The organism is Bradyrhizobium yuanmingense, assembly GCF_025200905.1.
Classification (GTDB): Bacteria; Pseudomonadota; Alphaproteobacteria; order Rhizobiales; family Xanthobacteraceae; genus Bradyrhizobium; species Bradyrhizobium yuanmingense.
On record NZ_CP104173.1, the window covers coordinates 3,815,626 to 3,838,153 of the forward strand.

Consider the following 22,528-nt stretch of genomic DNA (forward strand, 5'->3'; position numbering starts at 1 on the left):
TGCCGACAACTTACATTGGCGCGTTTTCCCCTAGCATTCTGTCATCGCCCGTGAAAGCGGGCGATCCAGTATTCCAGAGACGTCAGTGTTTCCCCGAGGGGCCGCGGCGTACTGGATTCCCCGCTCCAGTGCGCAATTGCGCACAAGGCGGGGAATGACACCGGTGGGCTTGGTCGCCCTACTCCGCCGGATTGGCCGGCGTCGACACGTCAGTGCCGGTGGCAGCCTGTGCGGCGGCCGCTTTCCTCTCCACCATCGCCACCGCGAGGATCGAGCCCTCGTAGAGCGCCATCAGCGGAAACGCGAGGGAGCACTGGCTGAGCACGTCGGGCGGCGTCAGCACGGCTGCGATCACGAAGGCCAAGACGATGAAATAGCGGCGCTTCTCGCGCAACATTGTCGAGCTGACGATGCCGATCCGCCCGAGCAGCGTCAGGATCACCGGCAGCTGGAAGGCGATGCCGAAGGCGAAGATCAGCGACATCATCAGCGACAGATATTCGCCGACCTTGGGCAGCAGCTGGATCTGCGCGGTCTCGTCGCCGCCGGTCTGCTGCATGCCGAGCGAGAAGCGCACCAGCATCGGCAGCACGACGAAATAGACCAGCGCCGCGCCCAGGACGAAGAAGAACGGCGTCGCGACCAGATACGGCAGGAACGCCTGCTTCTCGTGCTTGTAGAGCCCGGGCGCGACGAACTTGTAGATCTGCGTCGCCACGATCGGGAACGAGATGAAGCCGGCGCCGAACAGCGCCAGCTTGAGCTGGGTAATGAAATATTCGAGCAGCGCCGTGTAGATGAATTTCGAGTTCTCCGGCCCCGCAATCCACACGAACGGCCAGACAAGCACGTTGTAGATCTGCTTGGCGAAGAAGAAGCAGAAGATGAAGGCCAGGCCAAAGCCGAGCAGCGCCTTGATCAGCCGCGAGCGCAGCTCGATCAAATGGTCCATCAGCGGGGCTTTGCTGGCCTCGATATCGGCGTCGGTCATGACGCTTTGGCGTCCTTGATCGCTTCGGATGGCGCGGTGTCCTGCGCAACCTCTGCCTGTTCGACCTCACGGGTGATCGCGAGCGGCTCGTTCGCGGCCGCATGCGCTTCGGCTTCCATGAAGGTCGACGGCGTCGGGGTCTCCGGTGTCGTGGGCGTGACGGGCGGATCGATGGTAGTAGCGGCCGGCGTCTCGGCCGGCTTGTCCAGCGCATCGATGCGAAGCGCGTCGCTCACGTCCTTCTGGAGCGAGCTCATCGGATTGAAACCCGTGGCGGCTTCCTTGACCTCGTCGAAGCTTTTCTTGAGGTCGGCCATCTCGGCCTCACGCATCGCCTCCTGGAACTGGCCCTGGAATTCGGCCGCCATCTTGCGCGCCTTGCCCATCCACTGTCCGACCATGCGCAGCACGCCCGGCAGCTCTTTCGGGCCGATGGCGATCAGGGCCACGACCCCGATGAGGACCAGTTCACTCCACCCGATGTCGAACATGAGGTCTTCCGTTCACGCGAAGCCGGAGCCGGCCCAATCCCTTGCGCGCAGGATCGGGCCGCTACCCGCGTCTCGCGTGCTTCTTCCGGCTCAGACGGCCTTGCTGCCGACGTCGGACCGTGTCGCGGTCGGCGCAGCATTGTGCTCGATCGACTTCGCCGGCTCGGGCTTCTCGGCAGCCTTGTCGTCGTCCTGCATGCCCTTCTTGAAAGCCTTGATGCCCTGAGCCACGTCGCCCATCAGATCCGAAATCTTGCCGCGGCCGAACAGCAGCAGGACCACTGCGATCACCAAGATCCAGTGCCAAATGCTGAGTGAACCCATCCTGCAACCCTCCAAACGCGCATGGCCGGGGACCCGGCCGATCTCACCGAAACCTAGGCTTGGCAGGCCTCAAAAACAAGGACCAAGGCAGCCAATTCGCTGTCGGCGCTACGCAATCTTGCTAGTGTTAACTGGTCGCAGGAGCCCGTAATTCGCCGGTACGTCAGTCCTCGGCGCCGCCTTCGCTGCCACCCTCGTTGCCGCCTTCTGGCGGGCTCTCAGGCTCGACCGCAGGCGCAAGGGCGAGATCGAGGTCATCGCCCGGTTCCAGCGGATCCTCGTCCTCCCGCAGGGCAGGATCATCCGACGGCGTCGGCACGCTGAACCCGGTGGGCAGGCGCGAATCCAACAGGCCCGTCCCCTTCAACTCTTCCAGGCCCGGCAGGTCGCCGAGCTGTTCCAGGGTGAATTGCGACAGGAACTCCTCGGTGGTTCCGAAGGTCAAGGGCCGGCCCGGCGTCTTGCGCCGGCCGCGCGGCTTGATCCAGCCGGTCTCCAGCAGCACGTCGAGCGTGCCCTTCGACGTGACGACGCCGCGGATCTCCTCGATCTCGGCCCGCGTCACCGGCTGGTGATAGGCGATGATCGCGAGCACCTCGATTGCGGCCCGCGACAGGCGGCGGGTCTCGGTGCTCTCCCGCGTCATCAGCCAGGCCAGATCGCCCGCGGTGCGGAACGTCCATTTGTTGGCGACGCGAACGAGATTGACGCCGCGCGAGGCATAATCGGCCTGCAACTGCTCGAGCGCAGCCTTGACGTCGACGCCCTCGGGCATGCGCTTGGCCAGCGTCGCGGTGTCCAGCGGTTCATTCGAGGCGAACAGCAGCGCCTCCAGCAGCCGCAACTCCTCGGGACGCGCCTGGGATTCGTTCTCCATCGGCTCGGCCTCTTCTACCCGCACTTCAGCCAGGCTTGCCATGGCAGATTCTCCTTCTTGCACTTAAGCGACCGGCGCATCAGGCGCAGGAGCTGCGTCCGGGACCGGTTTTGGGCGCCCCTTCCGGAAATAGATCGGCGCAAACGCTTCCTTCTGATTCAGCTCGAGCTGACCTTCGCGCACCAGTTCGAGCGCGGCGGCAAAGCTCGAGGCGAACACCGTCGCGCGCTGCGTCGGGTCGGCGACATGCCGGATCAGGAAGTCGTCGAGAACACCCCAATCGTCCTGCTCGGTGATGCTGCCGACCAGCCGCTCCAGCGTGGCGCGTGCTTCGGCGAGCGACCACACCGTGCGCTTGGCCAGATGCACGCTCGCCAGCACGCGCGACTGGCGTTGCGCGGCATAGGCGGTGAGCAAATCATAGAGCGTGGCCGTGTATTTCGGGTGCTTGATCTCGGCGATGTGCTCGGGCTCGCCACGCGCGAAGATGTCGCGCTGCAATTGCGGCCTGTTCATCAGCCGGTTGGCGGCTTCGCGAATGGCTTCCAGGCGGCGCAGCCGGTTGGCGAGCGCCGTCGCCATCTGCTCGGCGCTCGGGCCTTCCGCGCTCGGCGGCTCCGGCAGCAGCAGGCGCGACTTCAGGAAGGCAAGCCATGCGGCCATCACCAGATAGTCCGCGGCGAGCTCCAGCCGGATCTTTCGCGCGGCTTCGATGAAATGGAGGTACTGGTCGGCGAGCGCGAGAATCGAAATCTTGGCGAGATCGACCTTCTGCTGCCGCGCCAGCGCAAGCAACAAATCGAGCGGACCCTCATAGCCCTCGACGTCCACCACCAACGCCGGCTCACCCTCGGCGAGCTCTGCGGGCCGCCCGGTTTCGAACGATAGGATTTCTGCAGTCATGCCGATGCCGTGTTTGCCCGTGCGATCAATGCATCCAGTTCGGCGCGTGCGGCCACGCGGTCGAACGGCTGCGGCGGCTTGCGTGCGGCGAGCGCGGCGTTCGCCCGCTCCAGCGCCCCACCGGCCAGTTCAGGTGTCTCGCCGGCGACGTCGCGCATCTCCTCGATGTTGCCGTTGCAATGCAGGGCCACGTCGCAGCCGGCCGCGAAGATCGCGCGAGTCCGCTCGGCGATATTTCCCGACAGCGCATTCATCGACACGTCATCACTCATTAACAAACCCTGGAACCCGATTGCGCCGCGAATCACGTCAGCAATCATTGTCGCAGATGTCGTCGCCGGATGGGCGGGGTCGAAGGCGCTAAACACAACATGTGCAGTCATGGCCATCGGCAGATCAGCCAGCGGCTTGAATGCGGCGAAATCGGTCCGCTCCAGCTCGTCCCGCGGCGTGTCGACGGTCGGCAGCTTGAAATGGGTGTCGGCGGTGGCGCGGCCATGCCCGGGAATATGCTTGAGCACCGGCAGCACGCCGCCCTGCTCCAGGCCCTCGGTGACTGCACGGGCGATCGCCGCGACCTTGCCCGGCTCCGTGCCGTAGGCCCGGTTACCAATGACCGCATCGGCGCCCGGCACCGGCACGTCGGCCAGCGGCAGGCAATCCACGGTGATGCCGAGATCGGCGAGATCGGCTGCGATCAGGCGGGCACTGAGGCGCGCCGCAGTGAGCCCGAGGGTCGAATCAGTGTCGTACAAATTCGCGAATACGGCCCCCGGCGGATAGACCGGCCAGTGTGGCGGCCCCAGCCGCTGCACCCGTCCCCCCTCCTGGTCGATCAGGACCGGCGCGTCGGGGGCCTTCGCGACCGAACGCAATTCTGCAACCAACGCAGCAACTTGTGCTGGTGTTGCGACATTACGCTTGAACAGGATGAAGCCCCATGGGCGTTCGGCACGGATAAACTCCCGCTCGGCGGCGGTCAGTTCCGTTCCGGATACGCCGGTAATGAAGGCCCGCGTGCTCATAACGGCCGATTAACTCTGCCCCGCGAGGGGGTCAAGGAAACGACCGTTAATTCCTCTGGACGAAGCAGGCAGACAGGCCTGCGGACTTCAGATTGTTGCAGGCTTGCGTCGCTTCCTCGGCCGAACCATAGGGGCCGGCGAAGGCGCGGTAGACGACTCCCTTGCCCTTGTCGGTGAGGTCGACACGCTTGATGACGGGCGAACGGGAGCCGAGCACGCTGCCGTATTTGCTCTGAAGCACCCGGTAGGATGCGGCGGCGCTATCCTCGCTCTGCTGCGAGGAGACTTGCACGATGTAGCCGCCACCGCTGCTGGTGGGCGCGATCTGCGTCGGGTTGGTCGCAGCTATCCGCTGCGGCGGCTCGGCCGCCGGGGACGATTGCGGCGCCAGCGACATCGGCTGGTTGGCGCTGGCATTGGCCGAGGTCGGCGGATTGCGCGGCGCGGCGGGCGCAACCGGCGCGGCAACGGGCTTCGGCGCCGCGGGCGCCGGCTTGGCGGCGGCCGATTGCGGCACGGCGCTATCGGTCTGATCGCCCTTCACCGCAACGGTCCTGATCGCGCGCGGCGAATTGTTCGGCAGCGTGCCGTTGCTCGGGCTCGGACCCGCGCTCGGCGGCGGCACGGTGGATGGTGACACGCTCGCCACCGAGGGCGGGTTCGCATTCTGGTTCAGCGGCGGGAACACCACGCGCGGCCCGCCCGCCTTGGCGTTGACGTCGACGGGCGCCTCCTCGCGCGGCACGATCTTTTCGGTGCCGTCACCGCTGACCATGCGGTCCGGTACCTTGACCGCGGAGTCCGTCGGCGCCGGCACGATCTTGGTCGGGGTGTTGTCGGCCTTGATGATCGGCGGCTCGCCGCTACGAGGCGAGCCGATATAGGTCTTGTAGGCGAATGCAGCACCGGTGCCGAGCACGGCAAGCGCCAGGATCGCCGCGACCGTCATCATGCCGCCGCGCTGCTTCTTCGGCTCCTCGACCTCGTCCTCCGGATAGTCGCTCTGGTCGGCGTAAGGGTCGTCGGGATAGGCCGGCTCGCGCTGATAGTCCTGCTCGCCTGTCTCCAGCCGACCATAGAGCGCATCGTCGTAGCGCGACGGATCGGGCTGCGCATACGGCTCCTGATAGGACTGCTCCTGGTAGGCCTGACCATGCTGCTGATAGGCCTGCTCCTGATGAGCCTGATCTTGATGAGCCTGATCTTGATAGGTGTCCTGATAGGCCTGGGGCTGATGAACGACAGGCTCGGGCGCGGCAGGCTTGGCGGCGTAGCGATGCAGCGGGTGGACCGGGCTTACGGTGACCGGATAGTCAGGCTCCGGCGCGGGTGCCGGCTGCGGTTGCACGTTGGCACGCCGCATCCATGAGGGCGGCGACGGTGCCTGCTCCGCGTAGTCCTGCTGATCATCGAGCTGGCGGTAATCGTGGTCCTGATAGCTCTGGGCGGGCGCCGCCGGCGGACGCGACTGCGCTGCAAACGGATCGGTCTGCCCGATCAGACGGGCGAGCTCGGCCAAGGGATCGCTATCCGCCTTCCCATGCTGGTCGCCGCCGCGACCATAGTCATCGGAAGGAAACGGTCTGTCCTGATATCGTTCGGCCATCGTGATGATGCGTCCCTTCGGGAAAGCCGCGCGCCCCTCGACCAAGGCACGGCTTTCGACCCACAAGGCTTTCAACCAAGTCTAAGCGATCCGGCTTCTGCCGGTTACCCCCGAATTCCCCTTAAGTAGTTCGCCCCAAACTACCGCATCTCGTCCGGGGCATGGACGCCGAGGATGGCGAGGCCCGATGCCAGGACCGAGACGACGCCCTGGACCATTGCCAATCGCGCCTTTGTAAGATCTGCATCATTATTGATAATGAAGCGTAAATAGGGCAAATCGCGCCCTTTCGTCCAAAGCGCATGAAATTCGCTGGCTAAATCATAGAGATAAAAGGCAATTCGGTGCGGCTCATGGGCCGCGGCGGCAGCTTCCAGCATGCGCGGATAAATTGCGAGGCGCTTAAGAAGATCGAGCTCTACGGGGTCCGACAACCGTTCCACCGCCGACTCAGCGAGCCATGCGATCCGCGCGCCGGCATCCCCCGGCAGTTCCGGGAACACCTCGGCCCGCGCGTTACGGAAGATCGAATGGCCGCGCGCATGGCCGTACTGGACGTAGAACACCGGGTTGTCCCGCGACTGTTCCATGACCTTGGCGAGGTCGAAATCGAGCACCGCGTCGTTCTTCCGGTACAGCATCATGAAGCGGACGGCGTCCTGGCCGACTTCATCCACCACGTCACGCAAGGTGACGAAGTCCCCGCTCCGCTTGGACATCTTCACCGGCTCGCCGTTGCGCAGGAGCTTCACGAGCTGGACGATCTTGACGTCCAGCGATCCCTTAGCCGACGTCGTCGCCTTCACCGCCGCCTGCATGCGCTTGATGTAGCCGCCGTGATCGGCGCCCCAGACGTCGATCATCTCGGCAAAGCCGCGGTCGAACTTGTCCTTGTGATAGGCGATGTCGGAGGCGAAATAGGTATAGGAATTATCCGACTTGATCAGCGGACGATCGACGTCGTCGCCGTAGGCGGTCGCCCTGAACAGCAACTGCTCGCGGTCTTCCCAATCCTCGACCGGCGCGCCCTTCGGGGGCGGCAGGCGGCCTTCGTAGATGTCGCCTTTGGCCTTCAGGAAGTCGATGGTCTCCGCAACCTTGTTGTTGCCGGTCTCGATCAGGGAGCGCTCGGAGAAGAACACGTCGTGGCGGATGTTGAGGGCGGCGAGATCGTCCTTGATCTCGTCCATCATCATCGCGATCGCCTTGGCGCGCACGGTCGGCAGCCACTGGGCCTCGCTCATCGCGAGCAGCTTGTCGCCATGCTCCGTCGCCAGCGCCTGCCCGACCGGCTTGAGGTAGTCGCCGGGATAGAGCCCTTCCGGGATCGCGCCAATGTCCTCGCCGAGCGCTTCGCGATACCTCAGGAAGGCTGAGCGCGCGAGCACGTCGACCTGGGCGCCGGCGTCATTGATGTAATATTCGCGCGTGACATCGTGGCCGGCGAACTGGAGCAGGCTCGCCAGCGCGTCGCCGAACACGGCGCCGCGGCAATGGCCGACATGCATCGGCCCGGTCGGATTGGCGGAGACGTATTCGACATTGACCTTGGTGCCGCCCCGGATGCGGCCGTAATCGGCGCCTTCGCGCAGCACCGTGCGCAGCGCCTCGGCCCAGGCGGCGGGCTTCAGAGTCAGATTGATGAAGCCGGGACCGGCGACATCGACTTTGGCGATCAGCGCATCCGTGCGCAGCCGTTCGGCGATCTGCTCGGCGAGATCGCGCGGCTTTGCCTTTGCCTCTTTCGCAAGCACCATGGCGGCGTTGGTCGCCATGTCGCCATGGGAGGCATCGCGCGGCGGCTCGACGACGACGCGGGAGAAATCGATGCCCTCGGGCCAGCTGGAATCCGCCGCAAGCGCGCGGCAGGCGCCGTGCACGCGTGCGAGCACGTCGGCGAACAGATGCAGCGATGAGGATGTCTGGGGCATGGCCGCCGCCTAACGCAAATCCGGGGTCGAGTCAAAGAGCCGCTGGTGCTCGGTCAGGGCGAAGCGGTCGGTCATTCCGGCAATGAAATTGCCGATCCGGCGGGCCCGGTCGCCCTCGTCGTCGGCCTCAGCCCCCAGCAGCCATTCCGGCGGCAGCTCGCTGGGGGATTTCAGGTATTTTGCGAACAGATCGAACAGGATCTGCTCGGCCTCGCCCATCACCCGCATCACCCGCGCGTGGCGGTACATGTGCTGGTACAGGAAGCGTTTGATGGCGGCCTCTTCCTCGGCCACTTCGGCGGGGAACGCGACCAGCGCCCGGCTCTGCCGGCGGACATCCTGGGCCGATTGCGGCTTCACGGCCGCGAGGTTCTTCCCTGTCTCCGCAAACACCGCTCCGATCAGGTGCGAGATCAGCTCCCGCACCAGCTCGGCACCGCGCCGGACGTCTTCAAGATCGGGATAATGCGCCGCAGTCTCGGCGATGATCTCCGCCGTCAGCGGCATCACCTTGAGATCGTCGAGCTGGAACAGGCCGGCGCGCAGACCGTCATCGATGTCATGGGCGTCATAGGCGATGTCGTCGGCGATCGCGGCGACCTGCGCCTCCAGCGAGGCGAAGCTCCACAATTCGAGATCGTAGGTCTTGACGTAGTCGGCGATCCCGACGGGAACGCCATGCTCGCGGTAGCGCCCGACCGGGGCGCCGCTGCGATCGGTCAGCGGACCGTTATGCTTGACGATGCCTTCCAGCGATTCCCAGGTCAGGTTGAGCCCGTCGAACTCGGGATAGCGGTGCTCGAGCGAAGCCACGACGCGCAGCGTCTGGGCATTGTGGTCGAAGCCCCCGAACGCCTTCAGACAGGCGTCCAGGGCCCGCTCGCCGGCATGCCCGAACGGCGGATGACCGAGATCGTGCGCGAGCGCCAGAGTTTCGGTGAGGTCCTCGTCGAGCCCGAGCTGGCGGGCCAGCGCGCGGGCGATCTGGGCCACCTCCAGCGAATGGGTCAGCCGGGTGCGGTAGTGGTCGCCCTCGTGGAACACGAACACCTGGGTCTTGTACTTGAGGCGGCGGAACGCGGTGGAATGGATCACCCGATCGCAATCGCGCCGGAACGGGCTGCGGGTCCGGCTCGGAGGCTCGGCGACCAGCCGGCCGCGGCTGCGATCGGGGTCGCAGGCATAGGGCGCGCGGGGGGCTGCCATTCCGACGGACACGGCGAATTTAGTCCCTATCCATTTGATTCTGCGTATGGTGGCACTTAACTATGTCGGGCGCGGGATACCAAATGAATTGGGTATGACGCCGGGACTATCGGAGACCAGCAATGACGACTGCCGTGACCATCAGCGACCGGGCCGCACGCCGGATTGGGGAGATCCTTAAGGGCGAAGGTTCTGGCGCGATGCTGCGCATCTCCGTCGAGGGTGGCGGGTGCTCCGGTTTCCAGTACAAGTTCGACATCGACCGTGCCCGCACCGACGACGATCTCGTGATCGAGCAGGACAATGCGGTGGTGCTGGTCGACTCCGCCTCGCAGCCGTTTCTGGCGGGATCGCAGGTCGATTTCGTCGACGACCTGATCGGCGCCTCGTTCCGCGTCAACAATCCCAACGCAACCGCGTCCTGCGGCTGCGGGACGAGCTTCTCGGTCTAGCGCACCTACGCGCCCGTTATCTGCCTTTCCTCGTCCGTCCAAGCCACCTCGGCCGGCATCAACGTCGGCTGGAGCGGTGCGTCCTCCGACATGACGTGACCGTCCAGCGCCCGCAGGAGCGCTCCGACCAGTGCCGGCTTGCGCAGCGGCTTGGCCAGGAAGTCCGACATGCCGGCTTCGCGGCAGATCTTGATGTCCTCGGGGAAGGCGTTGGCGGTCAGCGCGACAATCGGCAAGGCTTCGAAGCGCTCGCCTTGCGCGCGGATCGCGCGGGTGGCGGCGAGCCCGTCCATGTCGGGCATGCGCACGTCCATCAGCACGACGTCGTAATTGCCCTCGCAGGCTGCCGCGACGGCTTCGGTCCCGTCGGTGACGACACGCAGCTCGATGTCGAATGCCCCCAGCATCTTGCTCACGACCATGCGGTTGACCGCATCGTCCTCCGCGACCAGCACCTTCAGCGGCCGGTCGAGACCGGAGATCCGGGCCTGGAGCTCGTCGGCTTCGTCGCGGCCGCCAGCCTGATCGGACGCCTGCGCCTGGCTCCAGGGCAGGACCAGCGTGAAGCGGAAGGTCGAGCCCTCTCCCGGCGTCGAGATGACGCCGATCGTGCCGCCCATCTGCTCGATGATCCGCCTGCTGATGGCAAGGCCGAGGCCAGTGCCGCCGAAGCGGCGGCTGATCGAGGCATCAGCCTGGGCGAAGTCGCTGAACAGCAGGTCGAGCTTGTCGGGCGCGATACCGATGCCGCTGTCGGTCACCGTCCATTCGACGGTCGCCAGCAGGTCGCGCCGCGCCTGGCAGGTCGCCGATATCGTCACCTCGCCTTCGTCGGTGAACTTCACAGCGTTGGAGGCGAGATTGAGCAGCACCTGGCGGATGCGCGCGACGTCGCCGCGGAGCGTCGGCGGCAGGTTCGGATCGAGCTCGACCTTGACCGTGAGCCCCTTGCTCTTGGCGCTGGCGCGCACCACGGTCGCAACCGTCTCGACCAGCGCCTGCGGCGCGAAGTCGATCGCCTCGAACTGGAAGCGGCCTGCTTCCAGCTTGGAGAGATCGAGAATGTCGTTGAGGATGCGCTGGAGGTTGTCGCCGGACTCGCGGATCGTGGTGACGGCCTCGCGCTGCTCCGGATCGAGCCTGGTTTCGAGGAGCATGCTGGCAAGACCGAGCACGCCGTTCATGGGCGTGCGGATCTCGTGGCTCATCACCGCCAGGAAGTCTGACTTGGCGCGGCTTTCGGCCTCGGCCTTTTCCGCGCGCCAGCGCTCGGTGACGTCGCGCCCGAAGCCGCGATAGCCCAGGAAATGACCGTCACGATCATGGGCCGGCTTCGCCGTCAGCGACCACAGCCGGGCCTCGCCGCCGGCGACGACCTTGAGATTCATCTCGTGCAGCGGCTCGGCCTGCTCCATCAGGCCGACGATGTTGTAGGCCGCTGACTTGTCCTCGGGGCAGAGCATGTCGAGCACGTCGGCGAACTGCGCGCCTTTCAGCAGCGGAAGCGGCAGCTGCGCGACGTCCGCGAAGCGTTGCGGCACGTCGACGAGACGTCCCTCTGCATCGGTCTGCCAGAGCCAGTCGCTGGCGTTCTCCTGAAAATCCTTCAGCAGCAGCGAGATGATCTCGGTCTGGCGCTCGAGCTCGAGCTGGGCCTTGAGATTGCCGAGGAAGAGGTTGCCCTGGGAGACGATGTTACGCGCCATGAAAAATGCGAACAGCAGCAGGAACACGGCGGTCACCAGATATGGGCCGGTGCCGCACAGGAGGAGCGCGCCGGCGCAGGCGATCGTCATGGTCGCGAGATAGACGAGGCCCGCGCGCGGGAAGGTCGAGAGCGTGAAAGCGCCGCCGGACATCATGCCGACCATCAGGCAGGCCAGGAGCAATTGACTGGTCGGCTCGATGCGGCTGAACAGAGCGAGCGGCAGCGCGCCCCAGATCGCGGCGAGAAAAAACGCCTGCCGCAGCATCTGCCGCGCCGCGTGCGGCGATGTCTCCTGCGGCGGGTTCTGATGCGACTTGTGCCACGCGCGCACCGCGAGCGAAGCGGTGGCGGCGAGCGTCAGGCCCCAGATCGCGAGGAAGTCGTTCCAGCCCCTGCCCCAGAACAGGATCAGCACGATGGCGACGTTCAGCATCGTCACGGCCATCGTCACAGGGATCAGCTGGGTCACCGCGTCGATCTGCTTGGCGCGGATGCGGCGGATCTCGCGCTCGCTGAGATCGGCGGTCAGACCGTCCTCGATCTCGAAGCCGCCGAGCCAATACAGGAACGCGCCGATCAGGCCGTCACGCGGCTGAGTTCGATTCATCGCCTTGTCCGGCCATCCATCCGAGGAACCTCTTGACGATCAATGGCCTGCGGCCTGCTTAAGCCGGGTTAATTTTGTGGGAGATTTTGCGGCCGGCTTGACGGGTGCGTTTGCATTTTGTTCTAACCAAGACCCCCGCCCGGAGCCCTGCCAATGCCCATCAGAGTAGCCACCTGGAACGTGAACTCGGTCCGGCAGCGGATCGATCTGCTCCTGACCTGGCTGAAAGAGTGCCAGCCGGACATCGTCTGCCTGCAGGAGATCAAGTGCGTCGACGAGGCCTTTCCGCGGCTGGAGATCGAGGCACTCGGCTACAACGTGGTGACGCACGGGCAGAAGACGTTCAACGGCGTCGCCCTGCTCTCCAAGCTCAGGTTCGACGAGACCAAGTCGGGCCTCGCCGGCGACGACGAGGATAGCCATGCCCGCTTCCTCGAAGGCGTGGTGACGCTGAAGCGAGGGGTGCTGCGCATCGCCTGCCTCTATCTGCCCAATGGCAATCCGGTCGGGACCGATAAATATCCCTACAAGCTCAAATGGATGTCGCGGCTTCTTGATTATTCGAAGGAGCGACTCAAGGAGGAGGTCCCGCTGATCCTGGCCGGCGACTTCAACGTCATCCCGCATGCCCGCGACGTGCACAATCCGGCCGCCTGGACCGAGGACGCGCTGTTCAAGACCGAGACGCGCGAGAGCTTCCAGTCCCTGCTCGGCCTCGGCCTCAGCGACGCCTTGCGCGCCGTCACCGACGAGGGCGGGCTCTACACGTTCTGGGACTACCAGGCCGGGGCCTGGCAGAAGAACCAGGGGCTGCGGATCGACCACCTGCTGCTGTCGCCGCAGGCCAGCGACAAGCTCGCCAATGTCGGCATCGACAGCTATGTGCGCGGCTGGGAGAAGCCGTCGGATCACGTGCCGGTGTGGGCGGATCTGGATCTCGAGGCGGCTTAAGGCCGCCTCAGCCGATCACTCCCGACGCCCCTGCACCCATTGCTCCAGCATTTGCAGGGCCATGGCGCGGTCGTCGTCGGAGGCCTTGGCGAAGGCGCGGTTGTAGCTTTCCTTGATCCAGACCTCGTCGGCACCGGCGCTGTCGCGCGCCAGCGTCAGCCACATCAGGCCGCGTGCGGCCTGCCGCGGCAGGCGGTCGCCGTTGAACAGCATCTGACCGAGCAAGGCCTGGGCCTGATGCTGGCCCTTCTGCGCGGCGAGGCCAAGCCAGCGCGCGCCATAGCGGTAGTCCTCGCGCGAGGCGTCCGGGGTCTTCAGGTACAGACGGGCGAGGTCGTACTGCGCGTCCGCGTTGCCGAAATAGGATGCGGCATAGGAGAACATCTCGCGGGCGCGGTCCGGGTCGGCCTTGACCTTCGAATTCGGGATGCCGGCCAGATAGTAGCGGCCGAGGGCGACGAAGGCGTTGGCCACGATCTGCGCCTGCGGCGCCGACGGGCTGTCCTCGGCATGCGCGTTGGCGATCCGGCTGAAATATTCGAAGGCACGCAAATCGTCCTGGGCGACGCCGTCGCCGTTGGCGTACATGCGGCCGAGCTTCCATTGCGCGATGGGGTGGCCGCCCTCGGCGGCATATTGCAAAGCGGTGAGCGAGGTTTCCTGGGTCGCGACCTGCGGCGGAACCTTGGTGCGCACCGCACCCGCAGCGCCGGGCAAGGTCGTCACGACCGGGATGGTGGCATCCTTCGGGTTGACCGGCGCACCGTCGAAGGCGAACGCCGGCGCGGCCAGCGCAGCCGCCCCCAACACAAACGCAACTGTGGCACGCCTAAATGTCCGCATAGCACTGTTTCTCGTGCGCGCCGCCCGGATGGGTCACTGCCCCCCCGACCGCCGGTCCAACCTGCTGAGCATATTTCCAGAGCGCACCCGACGTGTGGTTAGTCGCGCGGGCGCTCCATTTGGTTCTGCGCTGGGCGAGCTCGGCGTCGCTCAATTTTACGTTAAGAGTACCGGCCACCGCGTCGATCTCGATGACGTCGCCGTCCTCGAGCAGCCCGATCGGGCCGCCGACCGCCGCCTCCGGCCCGACATGGCCGATGCAGAAGCCGCGGGTGGCGCCGGAGAAGCGGCCGTCGGTGATGAGCGCGATCTTGCCGCCCATGCCCTGGCCGGTCAGCGCTGCCGTGGTCTGGAGCATTTCCCGCATGCCGGGACCGCCCTTCGGCCCCTCGTAGCGGATCACGATGACTTCGCCTTCACGGTAGGTGCGGTTCTGGACCGCCTCGAACGCGTCCTCCTCACGGTCGAAGCACCTGGCCGGACCGGTAAACCTGAGGTTGGACATTCCCGCGACTTTCACGATCGCACCTTCTGGCGCCAAATTGCCCTTCAGGCCGACCACACCGCCTGTCACGGTGATGGGTTTGTCTGCCGGGTGCACCACGTCCTGGTGCGGATTCCATTTCACGCTCTTGAGGTTTTCGGCGATCGTGCGGCCCGTGACGGTAAGGCAATCACCGTGCAGGAAGCCGTTGTCGAGCAGCGTCTTCATCAGAAGCGGTATGCCACCTACTTCAAACATGTCTTTGGCGACATAACGGCCACCCGGCTTCAAATCCGCGACATATGGTGTCTTTTTGAAGATTTCAGCGACGTCGAACAGGTCGAACTTGATGCCGACCTCGTGCGCGATCGCAGGCAGGTGCAGCGCAGCATTGGTCGAGCCGCCGGATGCAGCGACCACGGCGGCCGCATTCTCCAGCGCCTTGCGGGTGACGATGTCGCGCGGCCGGATGTTCTGGGCGATCAGGTCCATCACCTTCTCGCCCGCGGTCATGCAGAAGGCGTCACGGATCTCGTAGGGCGCCGGGGCACCGGCCGAGTACGGCAGCGCCAGCCCGATCGCCTCTGAGACGGTCGCCATGGTGTTGGCGGTGAACTGCGCGCCGCAGGCGCCGGCCGAGGGACAGGCGACGCGCTCGATCTCGTCGAGGTCCTCGTCCGACATGGCGCCGACCGAATGCTTGCCGACCGCCTCGAACATGTCCTGCACGGTGACCTGCTGCCCGCGGAAATTGCCGGGCAGGATCGAGCCGCCATAGATGAAGATCGAGGGCACGTTGAGGCGGACCATCGCCATCATCATGCCCGGCAGCGACTTGTCGCAGCCGGCGAGCCCGACGAGCGCGTCATAGGCATGGCCGCGCACGGTCAGCTCGACCGAATCGGCGATGCATTCGCGCGACGGCAGCGAGGAGCGCATGCCGTCATGGCCCATGGCGATGCCGTCGGTCACGGTGATGGTGCAGAATTCGCGCGGCGTGCCGCCGGCGGACGCGACGCCTTTCTTCACCGCCTGAGCCTGACGCATCAGCGCGATGTTGCAGGGAGCAGCTTCGTTCCAGCACGAGGCGACGCCGACGAAGGGCTGGTGGATCTGCTCGGTGGTCAGACCCATGGCGTAGAAATAGGACCGGTGCGGCGCGCGCGCAGGGCCTTCCGTCACGTGACGGCTCGGCAGCCTTTGCTTGTTGATCTTCGCGCCCATCGCAACCAGCTTCTCCGGCCAACCCTTTCAGACCCGAAAAATCAGAGCCAAGATTTGAATCGACCTTGGGATTTTCTCGTCGCCTTCGAAGACCGCCACTGCCCTTAAAACATTAGAGCGATTTTATTCATGTCCGGGTGTGGCCAAAAAGCGGCGGCGATGCGAACCGCCGGTGATAAGGGTTAAATCCGATGTGGGGTGTTGCACAGACAGCACAATCGTTACCGGGAAGACACGGGTTTGCTTACGGGATACCTCGCTAAAGTGACGATCGACAACCTGAGATCTTTCGGAAGGCACAGAACATCCACTCTGGACAACAGGCGGGCATTCCCGAAGTGAGTCGGCGGCAGCCCCACGCGAACCGATGCGCATCGCTCGTGTCCCGGACAAGTTGCAACGCGCGGGCGTTGCGGCGCGGAGTCGGCACGCCAGGCAACACGGCGATTGCGGATAGATGGGCGCCGGCTCGGCAGCGCACCGTTGAACCGGACGATGCTTCGCATCGCCGGGGGACGCTGCGCTGCGTCCAGGGCACGAGAGCGAAGAGTAGCGCTCGCTCTCTCCTCCTCGTCATTGCGAGGAGCCCTTGCGACGAAGCAATCCAGAATCCCGCCGCGGAAAGATTCTGGATTGCTTCCGCCTTCGCCAAAGGCTTCCGCGGACAAGTCGCTGCGCTCGCAATGACGGAGTGTGAGGCGACGCTGCGTTCTCCAAGTAACACTTGTCATTCCCCGCGAAGGCGGGGAATCCAGTACGCCGCGGCCTCTCGATTCAATCACTGGCGTCTCGGAGTACTGGATCGCCCGGTCAAGCCGGGCGATGACACCGAATGTGTGGACGCAGACGTGCGTACTCGGCCTCGCGGCGCATTTCGCCCGAGCTTTGCTTGATCTCGCCGCCCTCATAGCCAAGAGGGCGCAGGGAAGGCCGGGTGCCGGCGGCACCCGCGGTCCACTGCGCTAGAGCACACGCAGGAAGAACCGCACAGCAGCATACAGGTGAAGCCCAACACACGGCCTTCCCTGCGCGATGGTCGGACGGCTTATGCCGCGCTCTCCCGGGAGCCGAGTTCCCTCTGGCCTCCCTCGCTCCCGCGAAAGTCACCGGCACCGCGCCGGTTGACGCCAATGCCGCATTCGCCAGAGCTTGACCGTAGCAACGACGGCCAGGACCACACGGTTTTGCCGTACGCGCGGTTCGTTGGCGCCGCAGGGTTCGACGGCGTTGTGCACGTTGCCATCGAAATGCCGGCGCGACGAACCTGACAGCGCCGCTCGTCCGTACGAAGCCTCGGGCTCACGGAGAGCAATCCGCCCTGCCCTCAGCTCTCGTACACGACGCTGCCGCGTCCACCGCAAGCCCGGCTCGCGACAATGACGACCTCATGATCGCCCCTCGAGATTGAGCCGGGATGGGCGACACATACGTCATTTCCGAATTTCGGTAAAGTGGAATATTTTAGAGCGGGCAGATTGACAGAGAAGCGAAACATCGACGAGACGGCGACGCCGAACATCAGGACCGCCCGCGCGAGCGTTGCGCCTGGGCCCAGGCGACAGCGACATCGCGTGGCGGGGCATCGACGCGCTTGATGGGGGTCAATTCGCCGGAGGCCGAGACGATCGCCGTTTCTTCGCGGCGGCAACGCGTGCAGACGAAGCGGACCTCGTGCGGCGACGCCGACCAGCTCGACCGTTTCACATTGGCCGCCATCGGCCAGGCATCGCAATGCGAGCACGACACCAGAAATCGACCGGGATCGAGCATACCCATTCCATTGGACTCCGCGTCCTGCCGCCTCCTTCAATGATTAATGCATGTGAATCGTTCCGGTGCTACAGCACCGCCGGCATTGGCTCGAGTGCCCTACCGGTTCCGCGCATCCGCAAAGTGCTCAGCGGGCGCCCTTGAGGGTGCAGGAGGTCGTGCAGGTGACCGTCGTGCCGCGGTCGCACGTTTTGCAGGCGCTGACGCACTGGTTCATGTCGCGTGGATTGTAGCTGTAGTTGCGCAACGGACAGGCCGGATTCGTCGAGCCGGTGATGTCCTGCTCCTGATCGCAGGCCGCCGTCATGAGCGCGAATATGATCACTGCAACGAGGCGCATGGGATTGCCCTGTCAGACATGGCAAATCACACTCACGAGGCGCGCTGCATTGCAGCGAACCCCGGCCTTCCCACCAACGAGTGTCGCCGACCGGCGATGCTCGCTTGCTCCAAGGATGCGCGCCAAACGTTAAGAACGGATTTCAGCCGGCTCAGGCCGCAGCAGTCGTCGCGATCGCCTGCCGGATATCGACGGCCAGCTGACGGTACTGTTCCCCGAGCTTCAAATAGAACTCGCGCTTGCTGCTGTCGGTGGCGAGCTTGGCGATCAGCTCGCATTCGGCGCTGAGCGTCTCGAACCGTTCCAGCCTGTCCTCGAGATGTGTCATCGGCGTGTCCCCATCAGACGCCTCATGGACACCCAACCTAAGCCCGGGAAATAGGTCACGGCGAACATCGTTATGGAGTAGCATCTTTTTTCCGGCGCGGCGTGCCGACCGCAAAGGCACGGCTATTTCTGCTCCAGCCGCCAGACGCCGTCCCAATCGGGATCCGGCGGATTGGCCGCAAATTGAGCGATGCGGCCGAGCATCGTGCGCGAGGGGCCGTCGCCGGGGACCGCCTCGAGCGCCGCGTTGAAGGCGGCGCGGGCCTCGTCGAAGCGCCGCGCACGATAGGCGGCGAGACCATCGGCATAATGCGTGCGCAAGCTCACTTGCGCATCGCTGAGCGCGCCCGGTCTCGCCATCAGCTCGAAGATCGCCTGCGGCGCGCTTTGGCCCGCGACCGCCAGACGATCGATCTCGCGCAATTCCAGGCGCGATCCGATCCCGTCCGCGGTCGCCTGCGAGATCAGGATGCGGGTGCCGTAGACCTTGTTGACGGCCTCCAGCCGCGAGGCGAGATTCACGGCATCGCCCATCACGGTGAAGCTCATCATCAGCTCGGAACCGATACTGCCGGTCAGGACCTCGCCCGTGGCGATGCCGATGCGAAGATCGCACGGCGCCGGCATGGCGCGAATGCCGAGCAGGTCCGGCAGCTGCTTCTGCAGCGCGGGCACCTGATCGGTCATCTCGACGGCGGCGAGCCCTGCGAGCAGACCCTGCTCCTCCTCCTCGATGAAGGGCGGCCCCCAATAGGACATGATGGCGTCGCCGATATATTTGTCGATGATCCCGCGATTGTTCCTGATGGGAGCAGACATCACGGTGAAGTAGTGGTTCATCACCTTGACGAGGCCGCGCGGCGTCATGCCCTCGCTCATCGAGGTGAAGCCGCTCATGTCGCAGAACAAGATGGTCATCACCCGGCGCTCACCGTCGATGGCGACCTCCGGCCGGTCGATCAGGCCCTGCACCACCTTCGGGTCGATGTAACGGCCGAAGGTCTCGCGAATGCGCTCGTTGTGCCTGAGCTGCTCGATCATGCGGTTGAAGGCGGCAGCGAGCTCGCCGATCTCGTCCTGTGTCGAGACGGTGATGGGCTTGTCGAACCGGCCCGCCTCGACCTCGCGGGCGCCGGCCAGCAGCAGGCGCACCGGTCGCGTGATGCCGCTACTCACCAGCAGCGCAAACACGAAGCCGACGATCGCCGCGAGCAGGGTTACGACCCCCGACACGATGATGGTCTGGTGCTGGCGGCCGATCACCTGAGACGTCGAGAAATAGACCTGCGCCAGCATGTCGGCGCGGATCGCATCGACCTTCCGGTTGAACGCATCGCGCAGCGTGTCGAGGTGTTCCAGCGTGCCGCGGGCCGCAGCCATATCCTTGGCGTCGACCTGCTTGAGCAGTTTCGCATTGCCCTCGTCCAGATCGCGCCGCAGCTCGGTGACGGAGCTTTCGATCCGGACGTCGAGCCGTGCCAGCGCGGCGTTGTCGGAATACGTCCTGGGGTCGTCGATGATCGCGTTGATGAGCTTGCGAGCGGCCTCGGCCTCCCGCTCGAAATTGCGGTCCAAGGCCTCGAAGTCGCGAAGCCGCGCCGCGTAGGCCTCCTCGTCCGACGGCGCCTCCATCCTGGTCATCACCATCCGCCGCTGCGCCAGCGCCCGTTCCAGCGAGCGGATGTTCGCGCGCGCCAGATGGCTATAGGCGGGGATGTAGCGGTTGGTCAGCTCGTCGAGCAAAATGCCGACCTGGCTGGACATCACCATCGACAGGATCGAGGTGACCAGCATCAGGACGATCAATCCGAGCGCGATGCCGACGATCTTGCGCCGGATCGACTGGTTGAAAATCGGCATAGGTACAGGGCAAAGGCTGAAAGGATGAAGAGAAGGAACTCATACACCGGATTTCGCCGAGGGAACACGCGCAATCTGACCGTTCCGGCGTCCTGTACCGTGCGCAATCGTCGCGCGAGTCCAGATCGTTAACAAAGGTTAAAGCCACTGCCTCTTCCGTCACTTCGGAAGTTCCCCAGTTCCAATCCGTATTTTGCCGCATTGTTGCGACAGCCTGAGGATGCGACACGATGCCGACGCATCGTTCGGTACTTTGATTCGCAAGCCGCATGTCGCGGACCTTGGTTTGTAGTGGTTTTCGCAGGGGGGACCATCCAATGAACCAGTGCCTACGCTCGCTCGCGTGTGTCGTTGCCGTGGCCGCGATGGCCCTCCTTCCCACCGAGCTTGCGGCGAAGAGCAGTCAAAAATCATCCGCACCGAAGAAGACGCATGAGGCGAAAGCGGGCAAGCACCGCCACGCCTCCGCCGGCAAAGCGCGGCACGGCAAGCACGCCGAGGCCAAGCGCAAATCGAAGAAGGCGGTCGAGGAGCCCGCGGCCAAGCCGCCGCTGACCGGCGATCTTGCCGCGCTCAAGGACGCCATCGACCTGACGCGCAAGGGCAAGACCGAAGACGCGAGCGCTGCGCGCGACCGCATCACGGACCCTGCCGGACAGAAGCTCGCCGACTGGTTCATGCTGCGCCATCCCGACAGCACCGCGAATTTCAAGCGCTACGCCGCCTTCCTCGCCGCCAATCCCGGTTGGCCGAGCAGCGCCCTGCTCCGCCGCCGTGCCGAGGCACGGCTGTGGCAGGAGAAGGCCGACGCGGCCATCGTGCACAAGTTCACGATGGATCGCCCGACCAGCGCCAAGGGCAAGTTCGCACTCGCGCGCGTCCTGCTCGCCGAAGGTGAGACCGACAGGGCTGCGCGGCTGGTCCGGGAAACCTGGCGCGCGGAGGAACTGTCCGAGCGGAGCGAAGAGGACTCCTATGCGGCGTTCGGCGACCTTCTGTCCGCCGACGATCACCGCGCGCGCATGGACAAGCGCCTCGGCGCCAAGGATTATGCAGGTGCGCGGCGCGCGGCGAAGCGGCTCGGCGAGGACGCGCTCGCGATCGTGAAGGCCTGCGCCGCCGTCACCGGCAAGGCGAGCAAGGCCAAGGATCTGCTCGAGGACGTCGCGGCCGAGGAGCGACGCGATCTCGGTTACGTGCTGTGCCGCGCGCAGTGGCATCTTCAGAACGACCGCATCGACGACGCGGCCGAGGTGATCCTCGCTGCCAAGCCCGACATGATGGCCGCGCAGGACACCGATGCCTGGTGGCGCGAGCGCCGCATGCTGGCGCGCAAGCTGCTCGATCAGGGCAAGGCCAGGATCGCCTATGACGTGGTGCACACGGCCGCGGTGCCGGAAAAGGAGGTCTACCGCGTCGACTATCACTTCATGTGCGGCTGGATCGCGCTACGCTATCTCGACGATCCCAAGACGGCGATGGTGCATTTCGCCTCGATCGACGCTGGCTCGTCCAATCCGATCGCGCTGTCGCGGGCGCATTACTGGCGCGGCCGCGCGGCCGAAGCCATGGGCGCGGCGGCCGACGCGCGCATGAGCTACCGGGCGGCGGCGCGCTATCACACCGCCTATTACGGCCAGCTCGCCCGCGCCAGGCTCGGCCTCGACGGCATCGAACTGCGTCCGCCCTCGCCGGTGCTGGCCTCGGCCGATGCGCAGCTTGCGGACGAGCGCGTGCGCGCCGCCGACATGCTCTACGGCATCGGCGAGCGCGACATGGTGTTCTATTACGCCGAGGATTTCGCCAAAGAGAGCACCGACGTCGCCGCGCTGGAAGCGCTCGGCGAGCTTGCGGGCCGGCGCAACGATGCGCGCGTGATGCTGGAGGTCGGCAAGACCGCGCTGGCGCGCGGGCTCGCGCTCGACCATTACGCCTTCCCGACCATCGGCATCCCCGAGCACAAGCAGGTCGCACCGGCGATCGAGACCAGCGTGATCTATTCGGTGGCACGCACCGAGAGCTCGTTCGAGCAGCGCGACAAGTCGCATGCCAACGCGGTCGGGCTGATGCAGGTGACGCCGGAAGCGGGACGCGACACCGCGAAGCGCTTCGGCCTGACTTACGACTGGGACAGGATGGTCTCCGACCCCGTCTACAACACGCAGATGGGCGCCGCCGAGCTCAGCGCGCTGTTCTCGGAATATCGCGGTAACCAGATCATGACCTTCGCCGGATACAATGCCGGCCGCGGCCGCGTGCGCGAATGGGTGCAGAAGCGCGGTGATCCCCGGGACCCCAACGTCGACCCGGTCGACTGGGTCGAGCGCATCCCGCTGTCCGAGACGCGCAACTACGTCCAGCGCGTGATGGAGAACGTGCTGGTCTACCGGGCAAGGTTCGAGGGCAGCAGCATGATCGCCGGCAAGAGCGACCAGCGCGTGGTGACGCACGAGGCCAGCGCAACGGAGCCAGCGGCGGCCGCAGCACCCATTCCCTGATCGACGCCGCCGGGGCTGGACGCGGCGCCTGCAAGAATACGGTGCTGCGGCTTCTACGCGCGTGCAGCCGCGCAGCTAAAGCGCGATGCGATTAGGATGAATCGTCATCG

The 22,528-nt window shown here is 65.3% G+C and carries 19 protein-coding genes; 3 read left to right on the plus strand and 16 right to left on the minus strand.

Annotation, left to right across the window (positions count from 1 at the left end; genetic code table 11):
* Positions 1-178: 178 nt before the first annotated feature.
* The 9 genes from tatC to N2605_RS17985 form a co-directional block, all read right to left on the minus strand.
* Positions 179-991 carry a twin-arginine translocase subunit TatC gene (gene tatC / locus N2605_RS17945; protein WP_036044242.1) on the minus strand — a complete coding sequence of 271 codons (813 nt, stop codon included), beginning with the start codon at positions 989-991 and terminating at the stop codon, positions 179-181.
* Complete coding sequence (tatB, locus tag N2605_RS17950) at positions 988-1,482, minus strand: Sec-independent protein translocase protein TatB (RefSeq protein ID WP_036012760.1); 495 nt, start codon at positions 1,480-1,482, stop codon at positions 988-990. Before tatB ends, tatC begins: the two co-directional genes overlap by 4 nt.
* A 90-nt stretch (positions 1,483-1,572) precedes the next feature.
* Entirely contained in the window at positions 1,573-1,806 is a 234-nt protein-coding gene (locus N2605_RS17955; RefSeq protein WP_036012762.1) for a twin-arginine translocase TatA/TatE family subunit, read from the minus strand.
* A gap of 163 nt (positions 1,807-1,969) precedes the next feature.
* Complete coding sequence (gene scpB, locus N2605_RS17960) at positions 1,970-2,725, minus strand: SMC-Scp complex subunit ScpB (RefSeq protein WP_036012763.1); 756 nt, start codon at positions 2,723-2,725, stop codon at positions 1,970-1,972.
* A 21-nt stretch (positions 2,726-2,746) separates the two neighbouring features.
* A complete protein-coding gene (locus N2605_RS17965) occupies positions 2,747-3,586 on the minus strand; it encodes a segregation and condensation protein A (RefSeq protein WP_036012765.1) in 840 nt (279 codons plus the stop codon).
* Positions 3,583-4,611 (minus strand): beta-N-acetylhexosaminidase, encoded by a 1,029-nt coding sequence (nagZ, locus tag N2605_RS17970; protein WP_260347359.1) that lies wholly within the window; start codon positions 4,609-4,611, stop codon positions 3,583-3,585. The genes N2605_RS17965 and nagZ overlap by 4 nt, the downstream gene beginning before the upstream one ends.
* A 46-nt stretch (positions 4,612-4,657) precedes the next feature.
* Positions 4,658-6,217: an SPOR domain-containing protein gene (locus tag N2605_RS17975; protein WP_260347360.1), complete on the minus strand. Its 1,560-nt coding sequence runs from the start codon at positions 6,215-6,217 to the stop codon at positions 4,658-4,660.
* 140 nt (positions 6,218-6,357) lie between these two features.
* Positions 6,358-8,148 carry an arginine--tRNA ligase gene (gene argS, locus N2605_RS17980; RefSeq protein ID WP_260347361.1) on the minus strand — a complete coding sequence of 597 codons (1,791 nt, stop codon included), beginning with the start codon at positions 8,146-8,148 and terminating at the stop codon, positions 6,358-6,360.
* A gap of 9 nt (positions 8,149-8,157) precedes the next feature.
* A complete protein-coding gene (locus N2605_RS17985; protein WP_260347362.1) occupies positions 8,158-9,366 on the minus strand; it encodes a deoxyguanosinetriphosphate triphosphohydrolase in 1,209 nt (402 codons plus the stop codon).
* Between the two features lie 110 nt (positions 9,367-9,476).
* Here N2605_RS17985 and erpA point away from each other — a divergent pair, with 110 nt between their 5' ends.
* Entirely contained in the window at positions 9,477-9,806 is a 330-nt protein-coding gene (gene erpA, locus N2605_RS17990; protein WP_024342679.1) for an iron-sulfur cluster insertion protein ErpA, read from the plus strand.
* Between the two features lie 5 nt (positions 9,807-9,811).
* Here the strand turns inward: erpA and N2605_RS17995 are convergent, their stop codons facing one another.
* Positions 9,812-12,121: a hybrid sensor histidine kinase/response regulator gene (locus N2605_RS17995; RefSeq protein ID WP_260347364.1), complete on the minus strand. Its 2,310-nt coding sequence runs from the start codon at positions 12,119-12,121 to the stop codon at positions 9,812-9,814.
* A 153-nt stretch (positions 12,122-12,274) separates the two neighbouring features.
* Here N2605_RS17995 and xth point away from each other — a divergent pair, with 153 nt between their 5' ends.
* Positions 12,275-13,072: an exodeoxyribonuclease III gene (gene xth, locus N2605_RS18000; RefSeq protein WP_036028256.1), complete on the plus strand. Its 798-nt coding sequence runs from the start codon at positions 12,275-12,277 to the stop codon at positions 13,070-13,072.
* 15 nt (positions 13,073-13,087) lie between these two features.
* Here the strand turns inward: xth and N2605_RS18005 are convergent, their stop codons facing one another.
* From N2605_RS18005 to N2605_RS18030, 6 genes are all read right to left on the minus strand, one after another.
* Positions 13,088-13,915, minus strand: coding sequence for a tetratricopeptide repeat protein (locus N2605_RS18005; RefSeq protein ID WP_225112491.1), 828 nt, complete (start codon positions 13,913-13,915; stop codon positions 13,088-13,090).
* On the minus strand, positions 13,902-15,623 hold the full coding sequence (gene ilvD, locus N2605_RS18010) for a dihydroxy-acid dehydratase (protein ID WP_036012786.1): 1,722 nt from the start codon (positions 15,621-15,623) through the stop codon (positions 13,902-13,904). The genes N2605_RS18005 and ilvD overlap by 14 nt, the downstream gene beginning before the upstream one ends.
* 1,518 nt (positions 15,624-17,141) lie before the next feature.
* On the minus strand, positions 17,142-17,399 hold the full coding sequence (locus tag N2605_RS18015; protein ID WP_036009816.1) for a hypothetical protein: 258 nt from the start codon (positions 17,397-17,399) through the stop codon (positions 17,142-17,144).
* A gap of 121 nt (positions 17,400-17,520) precedes the next feature.
* Positions 17,521-17,733, minus strand: a complete 213-nt coding sequence (locus tag N2605_RS18020) for a hypothetical protein (RefSeq protein ID WP_109143656.1) — start codon at positions 17,731-17,733, stop codon at positions 17,521-17,523.
* A 151-nt stretch (positions 17,734-17,884) separates the two neighbouring features.
* Positions 17,885-18,061, minus strand: a complete 177-nt coding sequence (locus N2605_RS18025; protein ID WP_192893196.1) for a hypothetical protein — start codon at positions 18,059-18,061, stop codon at positions 17,885-17,887.
* Between the two features lie 122 nt (positions 18,062-18,183).
* Positions 18,184-19,920 carry an adenylate/guanylate cyclase domain-containing protein gene (locus tag N2605_RS18030; RefSeq protein WP_260347365.1) on the minus strand — a complete coding sequence of 579 codons (1,737 nt, stop codon included), beginning with the start codon at positions 19,918-19,920 and terminating at the stop codon, positions 18,184-18,186.
* Positions 19,921-20,237: 317 nt separating this feature from the next.
* On the opposite strand from N2605_RS18030, the gene N2605_RS18035 reads away from it, so the two are divergent.
* Positions 20,238-22,418 (plus strand): lytic transglycosylase domain-containing protein, encoded by a 2,181-nt coding sequence (locus N2605_RS18035; RefSeq protein ID WP_109143654.1) that lies wholly within the window; start codon positions 20,238-20,240, stop codon positions 22,416-22,418.
* Positions 22,419-22,528: the final 110 nt, after the last annotated feature.

Excerpts from the sequence above, each read along its gene's own strand:
- N2605_RS17965 (WP_036012765.1), bottom strand. The coding sequence starts at position 3,586 with ATGACTGCAGAAATCCTATCGTTCGAAACCGGGCGGCCCGCAGAGCTC.
- nagZ (WP_260347359.1), bottom strand. The coding sequence starts at position 4,611 with ATGAGCACGCGGGCCTTCATTACCGGCGTATCCGGAACGGAACTGACC.
- N2605_RS17955 (WP_036012762.1), bottom strand. The coding sequence starts at position 1,806 with ATGGGTTCACTCAGCATTTGGCACTGGATCTTGGTGATCGCAGTGGTC.
- N2605_RS18030 (WP_260347365.1), bottom strand. The coding sequence starts at position 19,920 with ATGCCGATTTTCAACCAGTCGATCCGGCGCAAGATCGTCGGCATCGCG.
- xth (WP_036028256.1), top strand. The coding sequence starts at position 12,275 with ATGCCCATCAGAGTAGCCACCTGGAACGTGAACTCGGTCCGGCAGCGG.
- scpB (WP_036012763.1), bottom strand. The coding sequence starts at position 2,725 with ATGGCAAGCCTGGCTGAAGTGCGGGTAGAAGAGGCCGAGCCGATGGAG.
- erpA (WP_024342679.1), top strand. The coding sequence starts at position 9,477 with ATGACGACTGCCGTGACCATCAGCGACCGGGCCGCACGCCGGATTGGG.
- argS (WP_260347361.1), bottom strand. The coding sequence starts at position 8,148 with ATGCCCCAGACATCCTCATCGCTGCATCTGTTCGCCGACGTGCTCGCA.
- N2605_RS18035 (WP_109143654.1), top strand. The coding sequence starts at position 20,238 with ATGAACCAGTGCCTACGCTCGCTCGCGTGTGTCGTTGCCGTGGCCGCG.
- tatC (WP_036044242.1), bottom strand. The coding sequence starts at position 991 with ATGACCGACGCCGATATCGAGGCCAGCAAAGCCCCGCTGATGGACCAT.
- N2605_RS17995 (WP_260347364.1), bottom strand. The coding sequence starts at position 12,121 with ATGAATCGAACTCAGCCGCGTGACGGCCTGATCGGCGCGTTCCTGTAT.
- N2605_RS18005 (WP_225112491.1), bottom strand. The coding sequence starts at position 13,915 with ATGCGGACATTTAGGCGTGCCACAGTTGCGTTTGTGTTGGGGGCGGCT.
- N2605_RS18020 (WP_109143656.1), bottom strand. The coding sequence starts at position 17,733 with ATGCGCCTCGTTGCAGTGATCATATTCGCGCTCATGACGGCGGCCTGC.
- N2605_RS18015 (WP_036009816.1), bottom strand. The coding sequence starts at position 17,399 with ATGGGTATGCTCGATCCCGGTCGATTTCTGGTGTCGTGCTCGCATTGC.
- tatB (WP_036012760.1), bottom strand. The coding sequence starts at position 1,482 with ATGTTCGACATCGGGTGGAGTGAACTGGTCCTCATCGGGGTCGTGGCC.
- N2605_RS17975 (WP_260347360.1), bottom strand. The coding sequence starts at position 6,217 with ATGGCCGAACGATATCAGGACAGACCGTTTCCTTCCGATGACTATGGT.
- ilvD (WP_036012786.1), bottom strand. The coding sequence starts at position 15,623 with ATGGGCGCGAAGATCAACAAGCAAAGGCTGCCGAGCCGTCACGTGACG.
- N2605_RS18025 (WP_192893196.1), bottom strand. The coding sequence starts at position 18,061 with ATGACACATCTCGAGGACAGGCTGGAACGGTTCGAGACGCTCAGCGCC.